This window comes from Brevibacterium oceani (genome assembly GCF_013623835.1).
Taxonomy (GTDB): Bacteria; Actinomycetota; Actinomycetes; order Actinomycetales; family Brevibacteriaceae; genus Brevibacterium; species Brevibacterium oceani.
The window spans coordinates 26627-49438 of the sequence record NZ_JABKDE010000009.1 but is presented as its reverse complement, the minus strand read 5'-3'; the positions used below and the strand labels follow the sequence as shown (position 1 = coordinate 49438).

The 22812-nt window shown below is 65.7% G+C and carries 21 protein-coding genes; 10 read left to right on the top strand and 11 right to left on the bottom strand.

The genetic code is table 11. The features are described 5' to 3' along the window. Nucleotides 1-18: 18 nt before the first annotated feature. A complete protein-coding gene (locus HK401_RS17535) occupies nt 19-1404 on the bottom strand; it encodes a class I SAM-dependent methyltransferase (RefSeq protein ID WP_181275942.1) in 1386 nt (461 codons plus the stop codon). Between the two features lie 119 nt (nt 1405-1523). Then, a complete protein-coding gene (locus HK401_RS17530; protein WP_181275941.1) occupies nt 1524-2909 on the bottom strand; it encodes an MFS transporter in 1386 nt (461 codons plus the stop codon). A 238-nt stretch (nt 2910-3147) separates the two neighbouring features. Here HK401_RS17530 and HK401_RS17525 point away from each other — a divergent pair, with 238 nt between their 5' ends. Both HK401_RS17525 and HK401_RS17520 read left to right on the top strand, forming a co-directional pair. Beyond that, entirely contained in the window at nt 3148-3558 is a 411-nt protein-coding gene (locus HK401_RS17525; protein ID WP_181275940.1) for a universal stress protein, read from the top strand. Nucleotides 3559-3933: 375 nt separating this feature from the next. Further along, on the top strand, nt 3934-5103 hold the full coding sequence (locus tag HK401_RS17520; protein WP_181275939.1) for an RtcB family protein: 1170 nt from the start codon (nt 3934-3936) through the stop codon (nt 5101-5103). Nucleotides 5104-5248: 145 nt separating this feature from the next. On the opposite strand, the gene HK401_RS17515 is transcribed toward HK401_RS17520, so the two are convergent. From HK401_RS17515 to sucC, 4 genes are all read right to left on the bottom strand, one after another. After that, on the bottom strand, nt 5249-6046 hold the full coding sequence (locus HK401_RS17515; RefSeq protein WP_181275938.1) for an HAD family acid phosphatase: 798 nt from the start codon (nt 6044-6046) through the stop codon (nt 5249-5251). Nucleotides 6047-6153: 107 nt separating this feature from the next. Further along, nucleotides 6154-7239, bottom strand: a complete 1086-nt coding sequence (locus HK401_RS17510; protein ID WP_309136043.1) for a threonine aldolase family protein — start codon at nt 7237-7239, stop codon at nt 6154-6156. Nucleotides 7240-7527: 288 nt separating this feature from the next. Beyond that, nucleotides 7528-8424: a succinate--CoA ligase subunit alpha gene (gene sucD / locus HK401_RS17505; RefSeq protein ID WP_181275936.1), complete on the bottom strand. Its 897-nt coding sequence runs from the start codon at nt 8422-8424 to the stop codon at nt 7528-7530. 18 nt (nt 8425-8442) lie between these two features. Next, nucleotides 8443-9612: an ADP-forming succinate--CoA ligase subunit beta gene (gene sucC / locus HK401_RS17500; protein WP_181275935.1), complete on the bottom strand. Its 1170-nt coding sequence runs from the start codon at nt 9610-9612 to the stop codon at nt 8443-8445. A 198-nt stretch (nt 9613-9810) separates the two neighbouring features. Here sucC and HK401_RS17495 point away from each other — a divergent pair, with 198 nt between their 5' ends. The 4 genes from HK401_RS17495 to HK401_RS21115 all read left to right on the top strand — a co-directional run bounded on the left by HK401_RS17495 (nt 9811) and on the right by HK401_RS21115 (nt 13523). Continuing rightward, nucleotides 9811-10305, top strand: a complete 495-nt coding sequence (locus HK401_RS17495; RefSeq protein ID WP_181275934.1) for a MarR family winged helix-turn-helix transcriptional regulator — start codon at nt 9811-9813, stop codon at nt 10303-10305. Nucleotides 10306-10420: 115 nt separating this feature from the next. Next, nucleotides 10421-11110: a GNAT family N-acetyltransferase gene (locus tag HK401_RS17490; RefSeq protein ID WP_181275933.1), complete on the top strand. Its 690-nt coding sequence runs from the start codon at nt 10421-10423 to the stop codon at nt 11108-11110. 208 nt (nt 11111-11318) lie between these two features. Further along, the gene (locus HK401_RS17485; RefSeq protein WP_181275932.1) at nt 11319-12029 is read left to right on the top strand and encodes a hypothetical protein; all 711 of its coding nucleotides are present in this window, start codon (nt 11319-11321) and stop codon (nt 12027-12029) included. 105 nt (nt 12030-12134) lie between these two features. Then, nucleotides 12135-13523, top strand: a complete 1389-nt coding sequence (locus tag HK401_RS21115; protein ID WP_309136036.1) for an FAD-dependent monooxygenase — start codon at nt 12135-12137, stop codon at nt 13521-13523. Between the two features lie 6 nt (nt 13524-13529). On the opposite strand, the gene HK401_RS17470 is transcribed toward HK401_RS21115, so the two are convergent. The 5 genes from HK401_RS17470 to HK401_RS17450 form a co-directional block, all read right to left on the bottom strand. Beyond that, on the bottom strand, nt 13530-13970 hold the full coding sequence (locus HK401_RS17470) for a hypothetical protein (protein WP_258234311.1): 441 nt from the start codon (nt 13968-13970) through the stop codon (nt 13530-13532). Further along, nucleotides 13967-15070, bottom strand: coding sequence for an adenosine deaminase (locus tag HK401_RS17465; RefSeq protein ID WP_181275931.1), 1104 nt, complete (start codon nt 15068-15070; stop codon nt 13967-13969). Before HK401_RS17465 ends, HK401_RS17470 begins: the two co-directional genes overlap by 4 nt. Nucleotides 15071-15129: 59 nt before the next feature. Further along, nucleotides 15130-16275 (bottom strand): BMP family ABC transporter substrate-binding protein, encoded by a 1146-nt coding sequence (locus HK401_RS17460; protein ID WP_258234310.1) that lies wholly within the window; start codon nt 16273-16275, stop codon nt 15130-15132. A 61-nt stretch (nt 16276-16336) separates the two neighbouring features. Further along, complete coding sequence (locus tag HK401_RS17455) at nt 16337-17509, bottom strand: amidohydrolase (RefSeq protein ID WP_181275930.1); 1173 nt, start codon at nt 17507-17509, stop codon at nt 16337-16339. 184 nt (nt 17510-17693) lie between these two features. Continuing rightward, on the bottom strand, nt 17694-18803 hold the full coding sequence (locus tag HK401_RS17450; protein WP_181275929.1) for a mannose-1-phosphate guanylyltransferase: 1110 nt from the start codon (nt 18801-18803) through the stop codon (nt 17694-17696). Between the two features lie 412 nt (nt 18804-19215). Between HK401_RS17450 and sdhC the strand changes: the two genes are divergently transcribed. Genes sdhC through HK401_RS17430 form a run of 4 tightly spaced genes read left to right on the top strand, consistent with a single transcriptional unit; the run spans nt 19216 to nt 22605 of the window. After that, nucleotides 19216-19593, top strand: coding sequence for a succinate dehydrogenase, cytochrome b556 subunit (gene sdhC, locus HK401_RS17445; protein WP_166973017.1), 378 nt, complete (start codon nt 19216-19218; stop codon nt 19591-19593). 1 nt (nt 19594) lies between these two features. Continuing rightward, on the top strand, nt 19595-20044 hold the full coding sequence (locus tag HK401_RS17440) for a succinate dehydrogenase hydrophobic membrane anchor subunit (RefSeq protein WP_181275928.1): 450 nt from the start codon (nt 19595-19597) through the stop codon (nt 20042-20044). A gap of 9 nt (nt 20045-20053) precedes the next feature. Continuing rightward, on the top strand, nt 20054-21814 hold the full coding sequence (gene sdhA, locus HK401_RS17435; protein ID WP_181275927.1) for a succinate dehydrogenase flavoprotein subunit: 1761 nt from the start codon (nt 20054-20056) through the stop codon (nt 21812-21814). Continuing rightward, nucleotides 21814-22605: a succinate dehydrogenase iron-sulfur subunit gene (locus HK401_RS17430; RefSeq protein ID WP_181275926.1), complete on the top strand. Its 792-nt coding sequence runs from the start codon at nt 21814-21816 to the stop codon at nt 22603-22605. The genes sdhA and HK401_RS17430 overlap by 1 nt, the downstream gene beginning before the upstream one ends. Nucleotides 22606-22812: the final 207 nt, after the last annotated feature.

Genomic DNA, 22812 nt, shown 5'->3' with positions numbered 1-22812 from the left:
CTTCGGGGCTCTTCTGCCTCAGGCGCGGCTGACGATCACCGTGAACTTGCTGTTCCGCGCCAGCTGCTCGCTGGGTCCGATGCGAGATTCGAGCCGCTGACGATACTGCAGATGCGTGTTGAAGACCGTGAGCACCCGGCCCCCGGGCGCCAGGTGTGCCGCGGCCGTGGTCATGAGCGCCTCGGCGGTGTCGGTCTCGATGGTCGTCCCCTGGTGGAACGGCGGATTGAGGACGATGAGGTCGAAGGAGCCGAGAGCGACCACAGCATCATCGTCGGGGTCCGCGGCATCACCGAGGACGATGTCGGCATCGATTCCGTTGGCCTCCGTCGTGGCCCGCGCCGAGGCGACCGCCGCCTTCGACACATCCACCCCGACTCCACGTGACGCTCCCGTGGCACGAATGACCGCGGTGAGCAGCCATCCGTTGCCGCACCCGAGGTCGAGGACGGAGTTAGGAGTCCGTCCCTCCATCTGTCCGGAGGCAGAGTGAGCGTCCGTCGGAACGGCTGCGCTGCTCGCACCAGGCAAGAGGCCCAGCAGCGCATCGAGGAGCAGGGTCGACCCCTCGTCGCTCTTCACGCCTGAGAAACACGCACCGTGGGCTCGTACCGCGATGTCGCCGACCCTCGGGTGGGCGATAGTCCCCTGCTTTGGGAAGTCCGGCAGGCTCGGGGAGCTCAATCGCCGGCTGCCGATGATCATCCGATGCTTGCCCACCCCGGGCGAGACGTCGACCCGACCGAAACCGCGCGAGAGTTCCTTGTTCACCGCCCGGCTCATCGCGTCGCTGCGTCCGATGACGATGATCGTCGACACATGCGCCTGCAGCGCGGTCACGGATTCGGCCAAGGCGCTCACCGCCTTCGGAGCGTTGATGACAGCCCAGGTCTCACGGTCGAACTCCCCCGCCGAGGCGGTTGATCCCGTGGCACGAGCTGAGTCGGTTTCCGCGTCACCCCCCGTGGCACGAGCCGACCCGGGTTCCACGTCGCGTCCGGTGGCGAAGCGAGCGTTTCCCAGCTCGTCGAGTGCGGGGATCTCCTCGGGCAGGGGGATCTGTGCGCCATCGGCGACCACGGCCGCGGTGCGGGACTCGTCGAGGCGATCGTGATGGACGGCCACCTCGGCGAGGCGACTGAGCAGTGCGGCCTGGATGCCCCTGGCATCGTCGATGACGATGATGTCGTGGGGAACCGCCGCGACCTCCTCGGCGGCGATGAATGATCCGGCCGCGTCGCGACCGGACACATCGAGCTCACCAGACCGGCGACCCATGACGTACTCGACGAGCATGCGAGCCTGCGGCAGCCCGGGAGCGTCGGCGAAGTGCGGAAAGTCCGCCAGTAGGTCCCGGCTGCGTTCGGCGGCGGCAGAATCGGCGGACAGCAGGGAGGCGGACATTCGGCCAGTCTAAACCGTCCCTGCAGGTGGCCGTGTGCCCGCCCGCCGATGCCTGCCTGAAGGGTGCGCCTACGCAAGGTCCGCCGGGGCGGCCGGGGTCGGCCGCCTCGGCGAGGTTCTCAGCTGCTGATGCGCTTGTACGCCGAGGAATCGGCGTTGTCGATCGTCGAGTGTTTGCGGTTGTCGTGCATATAGAGCACGGCCACGAAGCTGACGAGCGCAATGATGACGACGTAGACGGCGAACCAGCCGCCGATTCCGGCATTGCGGAACCACAGTGCGACGTATTCGGCGGAGCCGCCGAAGAGCGAGTTGCCGATCGCATAGGTGAATCCGACGCCGATGCCGCGGATGTGGGCGGGGAACATCTCGGCCTTGACGATGCCGGAGATCGACGTGTACATGCTGATGAAGGCCATCGCGATGACGATGAGGATACCGGCGGTGACCACGGACTGCGCCTTGCCGATCATGCTCAGCAGCGGGATCGGCAGGGCGATCATGCCGATGACGAAGATGAGCATGTTGTTCTTCCGGCCGATCTTGTCCGAGATCGCTCCGGCGATGGGCTGCATGACGACGAAGATGACGAGGCAGACCGTCATCAGGTCGGCGATCGAACCCTTGTTGAAGATCTCTTCGCCGGGGGTGCCTTCGTTCTGCAGCAGCAGGAACTTCTGCATGTAGGTGGTGAAGACGTAGAAGACGAGCGAGCCGACGCACGTGATGCCGAGAACGACGAAGAATGCGCGCGGGTGACGCAGCACCTCGCGGAAGCTTCCGGAGTTCTCGTTCTTGCGGGTATCCGTTGAGGTGGTCTCCTCAAGACCGCGGCGCAGCCACAGCGAGACGATGGCGGCAGCGGCGCCGATGACGAACGGCAGACGCCACCAGCCGGCCTCGATGTCCTCGGTGCCCAGCGTGTGGGTCATGATGACGGCGAGCAGGCTGGCCAGCAGCTGGCCGCCGATGAGGGTGACGTACTGGAACGAGGAGTAGAAGCCGCGCTTGCCTTCGGTGGCGACCTCGGACATGTAGGTCGCGGTCGCGCCGTACTCGCCACCGACGGCGAGCCCCTGGACCATACGCACAAGAAGCAGCAGGATGGCCGCCCATGAACCGGCGGTGGCGCTGGTGGGCAGGATCGCCATGCACAGGGATCCGGCGCACATGAGCAGGATCGAAATGAGCATGGAGTTCTTGCGCCCGAGTCGGTCGGCGGCACGGCCGAAGACGTACCCGCCGATGGGCCGCATGAGGAAGCCGACGAAGAAGACTCCGGCAGACTGCATGAGCGAGAGCGTCGGGTTACCTTGGACGAAGAACTGTTCGGCGAAGTAGACGCTGAAGAAGGCGTAGATGTAGAAGTCGAACCATTCGACGAGGTTGCCCGACGAGGCCGCGATGATGGCTTTGACCGTCTGCCATTCTGATTTCTTATCACCCGTGCCGGCACTCACTCCGCGCGAGTCGGCGGCACCGGGGTTCTTATTCGATTCTGTCACTGATACAACTTTCTGATACTCGAGGAGAGGCGCAAAGCGCCCAGGTCACCTTACTGCTTCTCAGGCAACACCGACGAGTTGTTCAGTAAACGAACGCTCGAGCCCGGTCTGCGTGCGATCAGAATCTCCTTCCGAATCTGCTGCCGTACACCGTCAGAGGTCGAACACCGCCCGTTCGACGAGGGCTGATGTGCTACAAATTGAGGGAGCTTCGTCCAATGTCGCACCAGGAGAGATCATGACAATTCTCGTCGGTTATTCCCCCTCGCCCGAAGGCAAGGCCGCTGTCGAATTCGGCATCGAGCAGGCCCGTGCATTCGACGACGTCCTCGTCGTCCTCAATGCCGGAATCGGCGAGACACCCGACGAACGCGGCGTGGCCACGAGCAAGGACATCGACGAGCTCAAGGAGACCCTGCAGGCATCCGAGGTCTCCCACGAGATCCTTCAGTTCCTCCGCGGCAACGATCCCGTCGAAGAGCTGCTGGCTCTCGCCGAGGCGACCGCCGACACCCGCATGATCGTCATCGGATCGCGTCGCCGCTCCCCCGTCGGCAAGCTCATCATGGGTTCGACAGCTCAGCGCATCATCCTCGACTCCGACGTTCCCGTCGTGTCCGTCAAGGTCGACCGCCGGAAGAAGAAGTAGGGCACGAACCTCACGGTTCGTGTATAGTCGAACGTCTGCGCCACCTCGGCGCAGGGAGTGCGTCGATTCGACGCATGGGCCGCACCACCTCGGCGCGGTCGACGAATCCGAAGGAATCCACTGATGAACGTTGTCGCGAACTCGCGCGAACTCAAGGGATCGAAGCAATTCGAATCCCTTCATCAGTCGACCCTTCGGTTGCGCGAGCGCTGAGACAGCGCATCTCATCGCCCCGCACCGATCACGGTCCGGGGCATTTCTCATATCGCATGGCTTTCCGATCGGTGCGATGCGGGTCCCGGACCAGTGGGTTCCAGGCCCATGGGTCCCAAGAATTGTGGGCCCGGACCCGCACAACACATCTAGGAAAGGATCATGGACACACTCAGCAAACGGCTGATCTCCTGGGCGTCTCTGCTCGATGAGAAGACCCTGGAGCAGGCGCACACGACTGCGCGGATGCCGTTCATCTACCCCCATCTGGCTCTGATGCCGGATGCTCACCTGGGCAAGGGCGCAACCGTCGGTTCGGTCATCCCCACCCTGGGCGCGATCATTCCTGCCGCCGTCGGTGTCGACATCGGCTGCGGCATGATCGCGGTGCGCACCCAGTTCACCCGGGCCCAGCTCGTGGCCCGCGACCTCACGGGGCTGCGGGAGGCGATCGAGCGGGCGGTGCCGACCTCGGCCGGTGCCTACAACCGCAAGATCGTCGCCACCGCGGCTCCGCGGATCACCGAGCTCGAAGAACTGGCCGAGAAGGCCGGCTTCGACCCGGGCGAGTATGCCGGGCACTGGCGTTACCAGCTCGGCTCCCTGGGGTCTGGCAACCACTTCATCGAGGTCTCCGTCGATGAGGAGGATTGGGTGTGGATGTTCCTCCATTCCGGGTCCCGAGGCATCGGCAACAAGATCGCCATGCACCACATCAAGGTCGCGTCCCGCCTGTGCAAGCAGTGGTGGATCGAACTGCCGGACCCGGATCTCGCCTACCTCGTCGAGGGCACACCGGAATTCACCGCCTATATCCGGCAGCTGAAATGGGCGCAGCACTTCGCCCTGCTCAACCGGGAGGAGATGATGGACCGCGTGGCCAGGCAGGTCTCCGAGACCATGGGCGAGCCCGTGGTCGAAGAGGCGCGGATCAACTGCCACCACAACTTCACCCAGGCAGAGACTCATTTCAACAAGCAGGTGTGGGTCTCCCGCAAGGGTGCCATCGAGGCCGAGTCCGGCCGACTCGGGCTCATCCCCGGGTCCATGGGCACCGCGTCCTACGTAGTCGTTGGCAGGGGCAACCCGGTGGCGCTGAACTCCTCACCACATGGGGCCGGCCGTCAGTACTCCCGCACGCAGGCGCGGAAGACCTTCACCCGCGATCAGCTTCGTGAGGCCATGGCCGGCATCGAGTACCGCGACACCGACGCGTTCATCGATGAGATCCCGCAGGCCTACAAGCCGATCGACCAGGTGATGGAGGATGCGGGCGAGCTCGTCGAGATCCGCCACACCCTGCGTCAGCTCGTCAACGTCAAGGGCGACTGATCCAGCAGGTGATCCGGTCGGGGCCGTCTGCGGCGGGACTCGTCGGCAGGCAGCTCCTCGAGACACCGCCGGAGCGCCGAGACCACGCTGTGTGCACAGGTGTCTCGGCGCTCCGGCGGTGTCTCGGCTCCAATTGTGGATGTGCTCAGTCGTCGGTGCGGACCGGCGCTTTCCACTCGTCCAGGTCGGACTCGCTCCAGTCGCCATATGTCGGGTTCGGCAAGATCATCCACTCGGACCCGAATTTCGCTCGGTTCTTCTCCACGAGTTCCCGCTGCTTTTCAACGGAAGCGTCCGCGAATGCGCCGTCGAAGTCGTGCAGCGAATCCCCGAGCTGCATAAGCAGCGTGTGGCCCGATTCGACTTGTGCTCGTCGTTCGGCTTTCGGCGGTCCGAGAAGCAGGACGTGCTCGTCATGGGCCTGCGGCAGGCCCAACTGAGCGAGAGTCGCGACGTTCTCAGCACGGTTCTCCTCGGTCCGGTCGGACACGTAGTAGATGTCGACACCGAGTTCGTCAGCATGGTCGAAGAACTCGGCAGCGCCGGGGATGAGAGTCGGCTCTCCGTTCTTCTCCCAGTCATCCCAGGTATCCCAGCCGCTGAAGTCGTGGCATTCGGCGATATCGCGAGCCAAGAGCTTCGAATTGTCGATGGCCGTCTCGTCGAGGTCGGTCATGATGGCCAGGTCCTCTCCTTCCGGGGCGTCAGCGACAGCTTTGTCGAGCGCTCGCGTGGCCATACCGTAGGTCTGGCCCTGAAGGGCCACCGCCTCGGCGCTCTGCTGTTGCCATTTCACACCCATGGTGTAAGCCGAGACGTCACAGCTGTCCGAGTCTCCTGTCGCCTCGTCATCTGCTGTGGGCGCCGAATTGAGGATGTATCCGATCACTCCGATGATGAGCACGAGCAGAATTGTCAGGGCAGGAACAAAGGCCTTCTTCATCCATCTTCTTTCGTCGGTGTTTCTTCTCTTCGATCTTCGTCTCGGACGGGTATCGACCATCGTCGATCTCGACCTCACGAAATGATTTCGCGGTCTTCGGCGAGCGGTCAGTTCCCTGCGATCGCGGCGACGAGGGCGTCGACGTCCTCGGTTGTCGTATCGAACGCGCACATGAGGCGGACGATGCCCTTCTCCAAGGGCCAGTCCGCGAAGGCGAACGTCTGTCGGGCGCGGGTGGCCACCTCGGCGGGCATACGCACGAAGACAACGTTCGATTCGACCTTCTGCACGATCTCGAGTCCGGGGACACGGCCGCTGGCGGCCACCTCGGCGAGTTCGTCGGCGAGGTATTTCGCCATCTCATTGGACCGGGTGGCCGAGTTCCGCCACAGGTCGCCCTCGTAGAGCGCATTCAGCTGCGCGGAGAGGAAGCGCATCTTCGACGCCAGCTGCAGGTTCATCTTGCGCAGGAAGCGCATGCCGTGGCCGATGTCGGGATTGAGGACGACGACCGCCTCGGCGCCGAGCAGGCCGTTCTTCGCCCCGCCGAGGCTGACGATGTCGACGCCGACGGCGGAGGTGATGTCGCCTAACCCGACGCCGAGGTGAGCCGCCGCATTGCCGAGACGGGACCCGTCGACGTGGACGATCATGTCGAGATCGTGGGCGGTGGCCGCGATGGTCGCGATCTCGTCGGGGGTGTAGGTCGTGCCCCATTCGGTGGACTCGGAGATGCTCACTGCCAGCGGCTGTGCATTGTGCTCGTGGCCGCGGCCGATGATCGCGGACTCGATGGTCTCGGGGGTGAGCTTGCCGTCCTCGGTGGCGGCGCCGACGATCTTGAGTCCGCCGACCTTCTCCGGGGCGCCGGTCTCGTCGTAGTTGATATGTGCCGAGGCGGTCGTGATCACCGCTGCCCACCGCGGCAGAGCTGACTGCAGGGCCAGGACATTGGCGCCGGTGCCGTTGAAGACTGGAAACGCCTGGGCTTTGGGTCCGAAGTGGTGGGCCGTGATGTCGTGGAAGCGGGACGTCCACGGGTCCCCGCCGTAGCCGGGAGTGTGGCCGACGTTGGCTTCGGCGATGGCGTCGAGCACCTCCGGGTGGACGCCGGCCCAGTTGTCGGAGCCGAAGTTGCGCGGGTGCGCATCCGGGCTGGTGTCGACGGGCGGAGCGGCGGTGCCGGAATTGATGAGGGTGTCCGCAGGGTTCTGCGACTGCGCTGTCTGATCAGGTGTCTGGGCGTTCACGCTCTCAGACTATCCCCTCTCGGCAGCAGCACACACCACCGTCGGCGTCACGAACAACCGCTGGCGGCACCCTGGTGCCTGCCCACAGACCCTCCAGACGACAACTGTCCCTTTGAAGTGCAGACGCAGTGCATAGATTCACTACGTGTGCACTTCAAAGGGACAGTTGTGTGCGGGCTACCTGCCAGTTACCTGCTGGTCAGGCGCTCACCTGTTGCGGGAGTGCTCGACTCAGGCGAGGAGTCCGCGCATGAGCTCGGCAGTCTCGGTCGGGGTCTTGCCGACCTTGACGCCTGCAGCCTCGAGCGCTTCCTTCTTGGCCTGAGCGGTTCCCGAGGAGCCGGAGACGATGGCGCCGGCGTGGCCCATGGTCTTGCCCTCGGGAGCGGTGAAGCCTGCGACGTAGCCGACGACCGGCTTCGACACGTTGTCCTTGATGAAGGCCGCGGCACGCTCCTCGGCGTCGCCGCCGATCTCGCCGATCATGACGATCGCTTCGGTCTCCGGGTCGGCCTCGAACGCTTCGAGCGCATCGATGTGCGTGGTGCCGATGACCGGGTCTCCGCCGATGCCGATGGCGGTCGAGAAGCCGAGGTCACGCAGCTCGTACATCATCTGGTAGGTCAGGGTGCCGGACTTCGAGACGAGACCCAGCTTGCCCTTCTTCGTGATGTTGGCCGGGATGATGCCTGCCAGCGACTCACCGGGGGTGATGATGCCCGGGCAGTTGGGTCCGATGATGCGGGTGGCGTTTCCAGCCGCCTGCGCACGGGCCCAGACCTCGGCCGAGTCCTGCACCGGGATGCCCTCGGTGATGATGACGAGCAGACCGATCTTGGCGTCGATGGCCTCGATCGCGGCGTCCTTGGAGAATGCCGGCGGCACGAAGGCCACGGACACATCGGCACCGGTGGCTTCCATCGCCTCGGCGACGGAACCGAAGACGGGCAGCTCGACCTCGTTGCCGTCCTTGTCGTTGTGCTTCACGGTGGTGCCGGCCTTGCGGGCGTTGACACCGCCGACGACGTTCGATCCCGCGGCGAGCATACGGGCGGTGTGCTTCGAGCCCTCTCCGCCGGTGATGCCCTGGACGATGATCTTCGAATCGGAATTCAGGAAGATAGACATTGTTGTAAAGACCTTTCCTTACTTGGCAGCAGCCAGTTCGGCGGCCTTGTCGGCTCCACCGTCCATCGTGTCAGTGAGTGTGACGAGCGGGTGCGCGGCATTCTTGAGGATGGCGCGTCCCTCGTCGACGTTGTTGCCGTCGAGGCGGACGACGAGCGGCTTCGTGGCCTGATCACCGAGGATCTCGAGGGCCTTGACGATGCCGTCAGCCACCGCGTCACAGGCGGTGATTCCGCCGAAGACGTTGACGAAGACGGACTTCACCTGGTCATCGCCGAGGATGACGTCGAGTCCGTTGGCCATGACCTCGGCCGAGGCGCCGCCTCCGATGTCGAGGAAGTTCGCGGGCTTGACGCCGTTGTGGTTCTCACCGGCGTAGGCGACGACGTCGAGGGTCGACATGACCAGACCCGCGCCGTTGCCGATGATGCCGACCTCACCGTCGAGCTTGACGTAGTTGAGGTCGAGCTTCTTGGCCTTGAGCTCGAGCGGGTTCTCCGCGCTGATGTCGCGCAGCTCCTCGTGCTCCTTGTGGCGGAAGTCGGCATTGTCGTCGAGGGAGACCTTGCCGTCGAGGGCGATGATGTCACCGGCACCGGTCTTGACCAGCGGGTTGACCTCGACCAGGGTGGCGTCTTCGGACTCGAAGACGGTCCACAGGCTGGTCAGCACGGGGGCGATCTTCGCAGCGGTGTCGGCGTCGAAGCCGGCAGCCTCGGCGATCTCGGCAGCCTTCTCGGCGTTGATGCCGTCGATGGCCGAGACGGGGATCTTGGCGAGCGCTTCCGGGCGTTCCACGGCGAGCTGCTCGATCTCCATTCCGCCTTCCTTGGAGCACATGGCCAGGTAGGTGCGGTTGGACCGGTCGAGCAGGACGGAGAAGTAATACTCCTCAGCGATGTCGGCACCCTCGGCGATCATCACCTTTTCGGTGATGTGGCCCTTGATGTCGAGTCCGAGGATGTCCTCGGCGCGCGCTTCGGCCTCGTCGGGGTTCTTCGCGACCTTGACGCCGCCGGCCTTGCCGCGGCCGCCGATCTTGACCTGCGACTTGACGACGACCACGCCGCCGCCCAGATCCTCAGCTGCCTTCTTCGCTTCTTCTGGCGTCGTCGCGACCTGGGCCTTGAGCACGGGCACTCCGTGCTTCTCGAACAGGTCACGTGCTTGATACTCGAAAAGATCCACGTGTATTCCTTCGCTCTCACTGCCGGGCGGTCTGCCCTTGCAGGTTCGTTGACGGATGCAACAACCAAGGACAACCATATTCCCAAACGCACCCGTCCATCCAACCCCGCAGGTTAGATGGACCCTTGAGAGTAAGCAATGTCTCGTCAAGAAGTATCTTTGTGGTCAAGATTCTTGATATGGACGTAAAATCGGTTCATGGACGAAGTGGATCGAATAGTCGCAGCCTGGCGACACGAACGTCCGGATCTCGACGTCTCGCCGATGGAGATCCTCTCCCGTGTCTCGCGTCTGGCCCGGCAGCTGGACCTCGCGCGGAAGGCCAGCTTCTCCGACTACGGAATCGAAGGCTGGGCTTTCGACGTGCTCTCCGCGCTGCGCCGTTCCGGCGAGCCGTACCAGCTCTCCCCCTCGACCCTGCTCCAGGAGACCCTGGTCACCAGCGGCACCATGACCAACCGCATCGACCGTCTCGTCGCCCGCGGCTGGGTCGAGCGGCGTCCTGACCCCGGCGATCGTCGCGGTGTTCTCGTTCAGCTGACCGACAGCGGTCGCGCCACGGTCGATTCGGCCCTGGCGGATCTGCTGCTCAAGGAACGCGACATCCTCAGCGGGCTCACCCCCGCCGGCAGCCGCAAGCTCGCTTCCCTGCTGCGTGAACTGTCCACGGGCTTCGACAGCGACGAAGAGTGAGTCCGCCGATCCCCCGGCCCCGGCCACCCTGGTCCCGACGATCCCCGACCGCCCGCTGCCGGGCGCACCCCGACGCCATAACCACACCGCCGACCCCGACGATGAGGAGCCAGCCATGACCGATGAGCTCAGGGACTACGCCGGCGCACAGCCGCCTCGGCGCAAGACGATCCATGGTCGCTTCGTCGACCTCGAACCACTCGATCCGTCCGCACACGCGGATGCGCTCTTCGCTGTGGTCTCCGCGCCCGAGGGCATCGAGGAGCGGTTCCGCTACCTGCCGCAGACCCCGCAGACCGATCGTGCGGAATTCGATTCCTGGATCGCCGAGGCGGCCGACAGTTCCGATCCCCTCTTCTTCGCCGTCGTCGACCGGTCCACCGGTGATGCAGTCGGCCGGCAGGCGCTCATGCGCATTGATACGGCCAATGGCGTCATCGAGGTCGGACACGTCCTGTGGGGCCCCGCCCTGTCGCGGACCCGAGCGGCCACCGAGGCACTCTTCCTCTGCGCCGATTTCGCCTTCTCCGCCGGCTACCGCCGCTTCGAATGGAAATGCGATGACGCGAATGCGCCGTCGAAGCGGGCGGCCGAACGCTTCGGCTTCACCTTCGAGGGACTGTTCCGACAGCATCTCATCGTCAAGGGCCGCAATCGCGACACCGCATGGTTCTCCATCATCGACTCCGAATGGCCGGCGCTGCGCACGGCCTATCTGAACTGGCTCGATGACGCGAACTTCGACTCCCATGGCCAGCAGAGGCAGGGTCTGCGCGAGCTCATCGCCGAAGCTCGACAGGGCTGAGTCGGCGGGGTATCTGACGCGGTCGGCCCGGCGCCTGACGCTTTCGATGCTTCGCGCCGCGTGCTTTCAACGCTGTGTAACGCGCTTTCGACACTGTGCCGCGCGTCAGCCCGGGCTCGCGGGCACCCGGACATTAGGCTGGAGACCAGGATGCTCACCACCGGTGCGCCCATGTCTCACCCGGACTCCGATATGACTTCGAGGAACCATGCGACTTCGACCACTTGCCCTTCTGTCCGCCGCTGCCCTGCTGGCCACGACGACGGCTTGCGTGTCGACGCCCGAGGAGACCCGTCCCCAGGAGCGCCCTTCGGTGAGCAAGGAGGAGGTCACCCCGATCGAGACCCCCAAGGACGCTCCCGACGTCACCGTCGTCGACTCCTCCCCTGGCGGTCAGAAGGACACGGATCCGCTGTGGCAGGGGCTCGCCGAGGCGGCCGAGAAGAAGACTCCCGCCTACCTCAAGGTCTACGTCCACACCGGCAACCCCGAGGTGCCCGACTCCGGTGAGATGACCGTGACCGCCGACAGTCCCGACAGCGTGAGCGTCACCGTCGATGCGAAGAACGTCGACGACGACCTCTCGCCGTTCCTGCTCATCCACGGCACCTTCGACGTCGAGGAGATCGGCAACTCCGCCTACACGCTCAAGACCGTCGACGACAAAGCCATCCCGGAGCTCGACCCGAAGGGCCCTGACGATGAGAAACGCTGCACCGCCGACGATGCGCAGGACCGGATCGGCCTCGCCGCCGACGACCTCGCCGATGATCCCGACCGGCGCGAAGAGTTCCGCCAGCAGTGGGGCGGCTCGCCGCGCGTGTGGTGGGGTATCCAGATGACGGCGATCAGCCTCGGCGAAGAGGGCGGCGTCGCCGGCGACTTCCTCACCGAGGCCTGCGGCGAATACCTCCAGTAGCCTGACGGCCTCCCGCAGCGGTCCAACGACCCGACGCCGCCCGGGCACAGCACCGACCGTTTCGACCACTGAAGCGGCAGCAGGAAGCCATGGGATGATGCGGCTATGAGAATCGCGATCGTCGGAGCCGGAATCGGCGGACTCTCGGCAGCTGTGGGGCTGCAGAGAACCGGCGCCGAGGTCACCGTGTTCGAACGCGCGCCCGAGGTCAGAGCCGGCGGTTCGGGGCTGTCGATCTTCGCCAACGGCCTGGCCGCCTTGGACGCCTTAGGCCTGCGCGATGAGTTCGACGCCGTCACCGACAGCAGCGTGGAAGGCTTCACCGCAGGTCAGCGCCGTTCCGACGGACGGTGGATCGCCCGTGTGCCCAATGGTTCGGTCGGCGCCCTGCGCATCGTCGACCGCGCCGATCTCCACCGCATCCTTCTCGATGCACTTGAGCCCGGAACCGTGCGCACCGGCGCCGAGGCGGTTGCGGCTCGAGCTGACGGAACACTGGCCTTCGCCACCGGCTCTGCTGATTCCGCTGGTCCCACGGCTCCAGATGGTCCCGCTGGCTCTACCGGTCCTGTTGGCCCCAGTGCTCCCATTGGGTCCACCCGATCCGACCATGCCGTCAGGACCGGAGGGCCGCTGCCGACTGCCGAGGATCGCTTCGACCTCATCGTCGGAGCCGATGGTCTCCACAGTCGCATCCGCACCAGCGTCGCCGGGGAAGCGGTGGCCCCGCGGTACTCGGGGTACTCGGCGTGGCGGGGCATCACCTCGGTGCCGGTGGATCTCGACGGTGAGGCCGGGGAATCGGTCGGACACGGGCGTCGCTTCGGGATCGCCCCGCTGGCCGACGGCCGGGTCTACTGGTTCGCTGTGGCGAACATGCCCGAGCACGCGAGCTTCGCTGATGAGAAGGCCACGGTCGAGCAGATGTTCTCCCGCTGGCACTCCCCCATCGCCGAACTCATCGACGCCACCGACGCCGAGGCGGTCGCCCGCACCGCGATCTGCGACCTCAGCCGTCCGCTGCGCACGTATCACGACGGTCGGGTCGTGCTCCTCGGCGATGCCGCGCACGCGATGACGCCGAACCTCGGGCAGGGAGGCGGGCAGGCATTGGAGGATGCAGCCACGCTCTCCGCCCTGCTGGCCCCGCTGCTCGTGCACCGCGGCGCTGGAGACGGTGCCGAACGCGCGTCCGAACCGTCGTCCGACCTCGGGGCGGGTGCGAAATCCGACACGGGCCACGAACCCGACGCGGACCGACAGCCCGACACGGACCCGGAACTCACTGCGGCCCTGCGACGTTTCGACGCGATGCGCCGGCCGCGGACGCAGTCCATCGCGAAGAAGTCCCGGCTCATGGGGCAACTGTTCCAACTCGAGAACCCGCTGCTCGCCGGCCTCCGAGACGCGGCTTTCGCAGCAGTTCCTGGGAGGCTCATCGCGGCTCAGGCCGCGAGCGTCCAGAAATGGTCGCCTCCGGCGCCGCCTCGGTGAGACAGACTACTCGGCCAGGGCGCGGTTGTAGGCGTCGACGGTTGCCGGGAGGAAGAATCCCAAGATCACGGCGATGGCGGAGACGAGGCACACCAGCCCCAGCCACAGGGTTCCGCCGATGACGGAGAACCCGAACACGATGACGAGCAGTTCGAAGGCGATCGACGCCGGCCGGGCCCACCGGTGCAGGCGCCAGGCTCCTCGGGCCGCCGCCGCGATTCCGGCGGCGAAGATGAGGAACATGACGGCGAGGCCGATGAGCGAGGTCGCCAGCTGTCCCGCCCCGAAGGCCGCGATGAGGAACGACACCGCCGCACCGACGAGGGCCAGCGCCTGGACGCCGAGCACCACCACGACCAGCAGCATCTCTCGCGGAGTGGACACACCGTGGCCATCCGGCTCCGGGGAGCCCCCGGCCGCAGCGGTGCCGTCATTGCGTGGACTCAAATGGTCACCCGAGCGAATCCCGGAATGAGGATCTCGTCGAGCATGCGCTCGCGCACATCCAAGGGCAGGAAGGCAGCGGTCACCGCGTTGACGGTGGCCCATTCGAGGTCCGTCTGCGTCCATCCGGCCTCGTCGACGAGCAGTCGCATCTCACGGGTCACCGAGGTGCCCGACATCAGCCGGTTGTCCGGGTTGATGGTGACGGCGAAGCCGAGGTCCTTCAGCCCGGTGATCGGGTGGGTCGCGATGGTTCCGCCGATGTCGGTCTGCAGGTTCGAACTCGGGCACAGCTCGAGCGGAATCTGCTGATCGAGCACCCATGCGGCGAGGCTGCCGAGCTGGCCCTCCCCTTCGACGATGTCCATGTCCTCGACGATGCGGGCGCCGTGACCCAGGCGCTGCGCATGGCAGATGGTCACGGCCTCGTGGATGGACTCCTTGCCCGCGGCCTCTCCGGCGTGGATCGTCAACGGCACATAGGCCTGGTGCAGGGCGTTGAACGCCGAGAGGTGCGCCGACGGCGGGAAGCCCTTCTCCGGTCCGGCGATGTCGAAGCCGACGACACCGGATTCCGAGCCCTTCTCACGGTGGCGGATGGCCAGCTCGGCGATCGCCAGGGAGTTCTCGGCCTGACGCATCGCGGTGATGAGCTGACCGACGCGGATGAACTTGCCATCGGCGGCCGCCTCGGAGACGCCTGCTTCGAGGCCTCCCTGCACGGCGTCGACGACCTCATCGAGTTCGAGTCCGCCTTCGAGGTGCTGTTCGGGAGCCCAGCGGGCCTCGGCGTAGAACACGCCGTCGGCGACCTGGTCGAGGACCCATTCCTTGGCGACTCGGTGCAGACCCTCACGGTCCTGCATGAGTGCAACGGTGTGGGTGAACGTCTCGAGGTAGCGGACGAGGTCACCGGAGTTCGCGGATTCGGAGAACCACTTCCCCAGCGACTCGGCGTCGGCGGCCGGCAGGGTGTGGCCGATGCGATCGGCCAGCTCGATCATCGTCGACGGGCGCAGACCGCCGTCGAGGTGATCGTGGAGGGAGACTTTGGGCAGCTGCAGGATGGGGTCGTCGGAGGCGACGCCAGCGGGTACATTCATCACCGTCTCAGCTTATCCGATGACACTTCACTTCGGCTGAGACCCGCACCGCCCCGGTCTCACCCCTCCGGGTCGATCTCTCCGCTCTTGATCCGCTCCCGCAGGTCCGTGATTCCGCGGCCGGCATCGGAGACGCGGGAGAGGAACCCGTCCTCGGCGACGATCCGGACCCCGCCGTTGTCGAGCGTGCCCAGGTAGCGTCGCTCGCCGACCCGGAAGCCGCCGATCTCCTCCGGTTCCTCCTTCGACGCCGGGGCCACCTCGTCGGGGTTCTTACTCTGTGGCCAGTCGGGGAACATCGTGCGCAGGCCGCGGCGGACGTTGGGTTCGACGGTCGCGACGATCGACTTCGAGAAGCCTCCCGCGGTTCCGTACCAGACGATCTTCGGCAGGCTCGGCCCCTCGTCGGCCCCGTCCTCGGACTTCTCCGCGTCCTTGAGCAGCTCGGTGCGCTCCTCCTCCGCCGAGGTGACCGCTCCCATGGCGGCCGCCGAACCGAAGGGCACGATCACGTCGACGTCATCGTCGAACGACTCACCGAAGTAATCCGCCCCCGCCTCCCGGGTGTCGGCGATCGTGCGATCGACCGCCGAGGCGCTGCGGTAGGACTTCACCTTCTGCGCGCCGTCGTCCTTCTCCTCGTTGTACAGGTCGACCCCGGCGTCGAAGGCGGTGAGGATCTTCTCAGTCTGCGGGAATCCACGGGCGACGACGACGCCGACCTCGCCGGTCTCGCTGGCGGTGGCGGCGATGTAGCCGGCGATGAAGGCCGGCGGCACGAGGTCGAAGTCGATGCTCAGCACGTTCTTCGGCAGGTCGCGCGAACCGCTGGAGACGCCGAGGAACAGATCGTCGGGGTGGGCGGAGGCGAAGCTGCCGAGTGCGCCCGCTCCGCTGGGCCCGATCACCGAGGTCAGTGCGCAGTCCTGGTCATGCATCCGCTGCAGAGCCGCCGAGGTGGCCGAGACACCGGAGACACGCTGACTCGAGGTGCCGGAGAAGACCCCGGCACCGCGGGCCAGCTCCGCCTCCTCCAGGGTCAGCGCCCCGGCCGAATGATCGTCGAAGCCGGCGGGAGCGGAGACGAAGCACCCGAGCTTCGGCTCCTGGAGAGCCTCGGGTGTCGTGACGGAGCAGGCGCTGAGTGTGAGGACGCCGACCGCGGCCAGTGCGGCGATCCGGGTGGCTCGGGCTCTCATCCTCATGGGGCCAAGATTATCGGCCCGTCCTGACAGGAGGTAGTCGGGCACCGAGTCAGAACGCTGGTCAGCGATCGCGCTCGAGGACCTTGAGTGCGGTGGCAGTGAAGACGCGGGCGGCGATTTCGACCGCGCGTTCGTCGATGAGCAGATCACCCTGGTGGATGTCATAGGTGATGCCGCCGGGAGTCCGGGTGCCCAGACGTACGAGGGCGCCCGGGCAGTGAGTGAGGTACCAGGCGAAGTCCTCCCCGCCCATCGACTGCGGGGTCAGCTGGACGGAGTTCTCCCCCAGCTCACCGCGGACCGCAGTTTCGATGAGGGTGACCTGGTCCTCGGTGTTGACCACGGGAGGGACACCTCGGCGATGTTCGAGGTCGACCTCGACCCCGTACGGTCCGGCGATGCGGTCGACGAGCTCGGGAAGCACCTCGGCGACCTGGTTCCATCCGTCGACGTCGAGGCAGCGCAGGGTCCCGCGCAGGATCCCCTCACTGGGGACGACGTTCGCGGCATGGCCGGAGCTGATCTCGCCCCACACGAGCGAGATCGCGTGCCGGGGATCGATGAGGCGGCCCAGCGTCGACGGCAGATCGGTGGCGAGCTTGCCCAGCGCGTACACGAGGTCCTCGGTCAGGTGCGGCCGGGAGGTGTGCCCGCCGTGACCGGACAGGCGGATGATGACGGTGTCGCCGGCAGCGGTGATGGCGCCGATGCGCGAACCGACCTTGCCGATGTCGACGTTCGGGTCGCAGTGGACGGCGTAGACCTCGGGCACGTCGTCGAGCACACCCTGCGAGATCACGCGCAGCGCCCCGCCGGGGGTCACCTCCTCGCCGGGCTGGAAGATCAGCCGCACCCGGCCGCCGAGTCCTCCGGGCCGAGTTTCGTGGATCTTCTGCAGAGCGATGCCCGCGCCGATCAGCGAGGTCAGGTGGACGTCGTGGCCGCAGGCGTGGGCGACTCCGGGCACCGTCGAGCGGAACTCCTCGTCGATGAGGTCATCGACGGGCAGGGCATCGATGTCGGCGCGCAGACCCACGGTGACCGGGCCTTCACCCACTTCGCAGACGACGCCGGTTCCCTCGAGCCGCCGAGGCTTCAGGCCGGCGGCTTCGAGGCGGGCGACGATCTTGTCGGTGGTCTCGAACTCTTGGAAGGACAGTTCCGGATGGGCATGGATGTCGCGGCGGAAATCGATGAGCTCTGCACCGATCTCAGCGATAGTCGAGCTGATCACGTCGGGTCCTTCTGAGAAACACGGGTCGGGGATGGCGATGTCGGACATTGGAAGCAATGCTAGGCACTGGTCGTCACAATTGTCCCGATTGCGACCAATTTCGACATACTCCGGCGACGGTGCGGCCGCAGGTGCTCAGGCCGAGACCGGTGGTGGGTGACGCCCTGCCTGTGTGCGCAGGTAATCAGAGGAGTTCGTCGAGTCCGCGCTCACCGGCGACGGACACGGCCTTCTTCACATCCTGCGCGTGCGAGCGCGAGGTGATGAGCAGAACGTCATCGGTGTCGACGACGACGAGGTCCTCGAGACCGACGATGGCCACCGTCCGCGGGCCTTCGGAGAACACGACCCCTGAGGCGTCGACCTCGAGCAGGTCCGTGTTGCCGCCGATCGAGATCACCCCGCGCGGCTCACCGGGCACGGGCTGGCGCAGCCGGGCCACGGAGTCGAAGTCGCCGACGTCGTCCCAGCCGAAGTCCCCGGGGATGACGATGACCCGACCGGCCGCGGCGGCAGGTTCGGCCACCACATAGTCGATGGCCCGCTTCTCCAGCCCGGGCCAGACCTCGCCGAGCACGCTGCCGTGGTCGGGGGTGTCCCAGGCCGCGGCGATGCGGGAGAGTCCGGCGAAGAGGGCGGGGTCCTCCTCGGCGAGGACGTCGAGGAGTGCCGTGGCCTTCGCGATGAACATACCGGCGTTCCAGCGGTAGCGACCGGAGTTCACGTAGTTCCGGGCGGTGCTCGCGGCGGGCTTCTCCGCGAATGCCAGTGCGCGCCTGGCCGTGGGCGCCCCGTCGAGTCCGAGCAGCTCACCGGTTTCGATGTAGCCGTAGGCGGTCGCGGGATTGCGCGGCATGATGCCGATGGTGACGATGTCGCCGGTCTCGGCGGCGGCGACGGCCTGATCGATGACCAGCCGGAATTCGTCGACATTCGTGATCGAGTGATCGGCGGAGAACGAACCGACGATCGCCTCAGGGTCCTCCCGGGCGATGAGCATCGTCGCCAGGCCGATGGCCGCGGCGGAGTCCTTCGGGGAGGGTTCGGTGACGATCTTCGACCGTGAGATCTCCGGCAGCTGCTCGACGACCTGTTCGAGATGACTCTGCCCCGTGACCACCCAGACGCGGTCGTCTCCGACGATGGGAGCGACCCGGTCCCAGGTGGCCTGGATGAGGCTGCGGCCCAGGCCGAGCACATCGTGGAGGAACTTCGGGGTCGCCCGGCGCGAAAGGGGCCAGAGACGGGTTCCGGAACCGCCGGCGGGGATGATGGCGTGGAAGTGCGTGTTCACGATTTCAGTGTCTCAGAGTTCGGGCAGCGCTTCGCCGAGGTTGTCCGCCGTGTCGGCGACGGTCGACCCCAGACCAGCGGTGGGGACATCCTCACCTGGGCACCGCCTCGGCGCGGGTGTCCGGGCGAGCCCGCCACCACCTCGGCGCGGGTCGCCGGCCTCCGATCGGCACCACCTCGGCGATGGCGGACGTCTCACAGGACGACCCAGGTCAGAGCGTGAGGGAAATCATTTAGATCATACGACCGTGATGTAATTGAAATTCCATGAGACACGAAATCCCAGTTTTGAGGGAATTGCCAGGGTAGTCGTGTGATCCCGCGCGCTCCGTGGTGTCTCGACTGGCACGGAAGCGGTCTTGAGCGTAGTTTCTAGACGTACACACCCGAATAATCAAGATGGAGGATGCTCCGTGGCCAAAGCGTCTACGGGCACTCTGTACCGAGGAAACGAAGGAATGTGGTCCTGGGTCGCGCATCGCGTCACAGGCGTCGGAATCTTCTTCTTCCTTCTGGTCCACGTGCTCGATACTGCCCTCGTTCGCGTCTCGCCCGAGGCCTACAACGCTGTGATCGGAACCTACAAGACACCGGTCATGGCATTCGGTGAGATCGCGCTCGTCGCCGCAATCGCATTCCATGCGTTCAATGGTCTTCGCGTCATTCTGGTCGACTTCTCGAAGAGCGGCCCGAAAAATCAGAAGAAGCTGTTCTGGGGAGTCATCATTCTGTGGCTCATCATCATGATCGCCTTCGTCCCCCGCCAGCTGATGCACACCTTCGGAGGCTGACATGAGCACTACATCCATTCCGGCTCCGCGGACCGGCTATTCCCGGCACAAGTCCACCCGCTCGAAGTTCGAGATGTTCGCCTGGCTGTTCATGCGCGTCTCCGGCGTCGTCCTCGTGATCCTCATCTTCGGCCACCTGTTCGTCAACCTGTGGGCCGGCGACGGCGTCCAGGCCATCGACTTCGGCTTCGTGGCCGGCAAGTGGGCCAGCCCGTTCTGGCAGATCTGGGATCTGCTCATGCTGTGGCTGGCGATGCTGCACGGCACCAACGGCCTGCGCACCATCATCATGGACTACTCCGAGAAGCCCGGCACACGCATGGCTCTGCAGATGATCCTCTACATCGCCTCGGTCATCGTCATCGTGCTCGGCACGCTCGTCATCTTCACGTTCGATCCCTGCCCGGCCGGAGCGGACCCCTCGGTCCTGGCTGAGTTCTGCAAGGCCTAAAGGAGAAACATGCAGGTACATCATTACGACGTCGTCATCGTCGGCGCCGGCGGCGCTGGCATGCGTGCGGCGATCGAGTCGGGACAGCGCGCCCGCACCGCTGTGCTGACCAAGCTCTACCCCACCCGTTCCCACACCGGCGCAGCCCAGGGCGGCATGTGCGCCGCACTGGCGAACGTGGAAGAGGACAACTGGGAATGGCACACCTTCGACACCGTCAAGGGCGGTGACTACCTGGTCGACCAGGACGCCGCCGAGGTGATGGCCAAGGAAGCCATCGACGCCGTCCTCGATCTCGAGAAGATGGGGCTGCCCTTCAACCGCACCCCCGAGGGCAAGATCGACCAGCGTCGCTTCGGCGGTCACACCCGCGACCACGGCAAGTCCGCCGTCCGCCGCTCGTGCTACGCAGCCGACCGCACCGGTCACATGATCCTCCAGACCCTCTACCAGAACTGCGTCAAGCACGGCGTCGAGTTCTACAACGAGTTCTACGTCCTCGACCTCGTCATGACCGAGGTCGACGGGGTCAAGCGCCCGGCCGGCGTCGTGTCCTACGAACTGGCCACCGGTGAGATCCACATCTTCCAGGCGAAGTCGATCATCTTCGCCACCGGGGGTGTCGGCAAAGTCTTCAAGACCACCTCGAACGCCCACACCCTGACCGGCGACGGCATGGCCGTGACCTACAACCGCGGCATCCCGCTCGAGGACATGGAGTTCTTCCAGTTCCATCCGACGGGCCTCGCCGGCCTCGGCATCCTGCTCTCCGAGGCGGCCCGCGGTGAGGGCGGCATCCTCCGCAACTCGGAGGGTGAGCGCTTCATGGAACGCTACGCCCCGACGATCAAGGACCTTGCCCCGCGTGACATCGTGGCCCGTTCGATGGCCAATGAGGTGCGCGAAGGCCGCGGCTGCGGACCGAACAAGGACTACGTCCTCCTCGACCTCACCCACCTCGAGCCCTCGCACATCGACGAGAAGCTGCCCGACATCACGGAGTTCGCCCGCACCTACCTCGGTGTGGAGCCCTACACCGAACCCGTGCCGGTGTTCCCGACCGCGCACTACGCGATGGGCGGCATCCCGACGAACATCGAGGCCGAAGTCCTCGGTGACAACGACAACATCATCCCCGGCCTCTACGCGGCCGGTGAGTGTGCCTGCGTGTCCGTGCACGGCTCGAACCGCCTAGGCACGAACTCGCTTCTCGACATCAACGTCTTCGGCAAGCGCGCCGGCATCGCCGCCGCGGAATACGCGAAGACCGCCGATTCCGTCGAACTCCCGGAGAACCCGGAGACCGACGTCGTCGAACTGCTCGAGAAGATGCGGACCTCGGACGGAACCGAACGCATCGGTGCCATCCGCAAGGATCTGCAGGACGTCATGGACGCCAACGTCCAGGTGTTCCGCACCGACGAGACCCTCCGGGAAGCCCTCGACAAGATCGCCGAACTGCGCGAACGCTACAACAACGTCGGCATCCAGGACCGCGGAAAGCGCTACAACCTCGATCTGCTCGAGGCCGTCGAGCTGGGCTTCCTGCTCGAGCTCGCCGAGGTCATCTCCGTCGCCGCCATCCACCGCAAGGAATCCCGCGGCGGACACTTCCGCGAGGACTTCCCGGATCGCGACGACGAGAAGTTCATGCACCACACGATGACCTACCTCGATCCCGAAGCGGAGACCGACGGCATCAAGGGCATGCGTCTGGAGACGAAGCCCGTCATCGTCACCCGTTACCAGCCGATGGAGCGTAAGTACTGATGAGCACCACTGCAGAAACAGCCGAACCAGCGTCGAAGATCGACCTGCCCCAGAGCGTCTCGGGCGAAGGCGGTTCCATTCCGTCCTTCGACTGCACCTTCCGGATCGCACGCTTCGATCCCGAGGTCGACTCGGAGCCGCACTGGGAAGAGTACAACGTCACGATGTACGGCACCGACCGTGTGCTCGACGCCCTCCACAAGATCAAGTGGGAGATCGACGGCTCGCTGTCCTTCCGCCGGTCCTGCGCCCACGGCGTGTGCGGCTCCGATGCCATGCGCATCAACGGTCGCAACCGCCTGGCCTGCAAGACCCTGCTCAAGGACCTCGACACGTCCAAGCCGATCACCGTCGAGGCGATCAAAGGACTGCCGCTCGAGAAGGACATGATCGTCGACATGGAGCCCTTCTTCCAGTCGTACCGCGAGATCATGCCCTTCCTCATCACCTCTGGTCACGAGCCGACGCGCGAGCGTCTGCAGTCGGCCGAGCAGCGTGCGGCCTTCGACGACACCACGAAGTGCATCCTCTGCGCCTCGTGCACCTCGTCGTGCCCCGTGTTCTGGACCGACGGCCAGTACTTCGGGCCGGCCGCGATCGTCAACGCGCACCGTTTCATCTTCGATTCGCGTGACGAGGGTGGGGACATGCGCCTCGAGATCCTCAACGACAAGGAAGGCGTGTGGCGCTGCCGCACCACCTTCAACTGCACCGAGGCCTGCCCGCGCGGCATCGAGATCACCAAGGCCATCGCCGAGGTGAAGCAGGCGGTTCTCCAGCGCGCCTTCTGACCCACATGGTCTGAGTCAGACCGAAAGCGGCCCCGCACCCACCGGTGCGGGGCCGCTTTCGTCTGCAGCAATATCCGTGAAGTGGCCCATTCTGCGCTGGGCAGCCCAGGTTCGGAACTGGGCTGCCCAGCGCAGAATGGGCCGGATAGCCGCGGACACTGGGCCCGCCGGTGAGGGAAACCTGAATACGGGCGTCTCGAGGCGAAA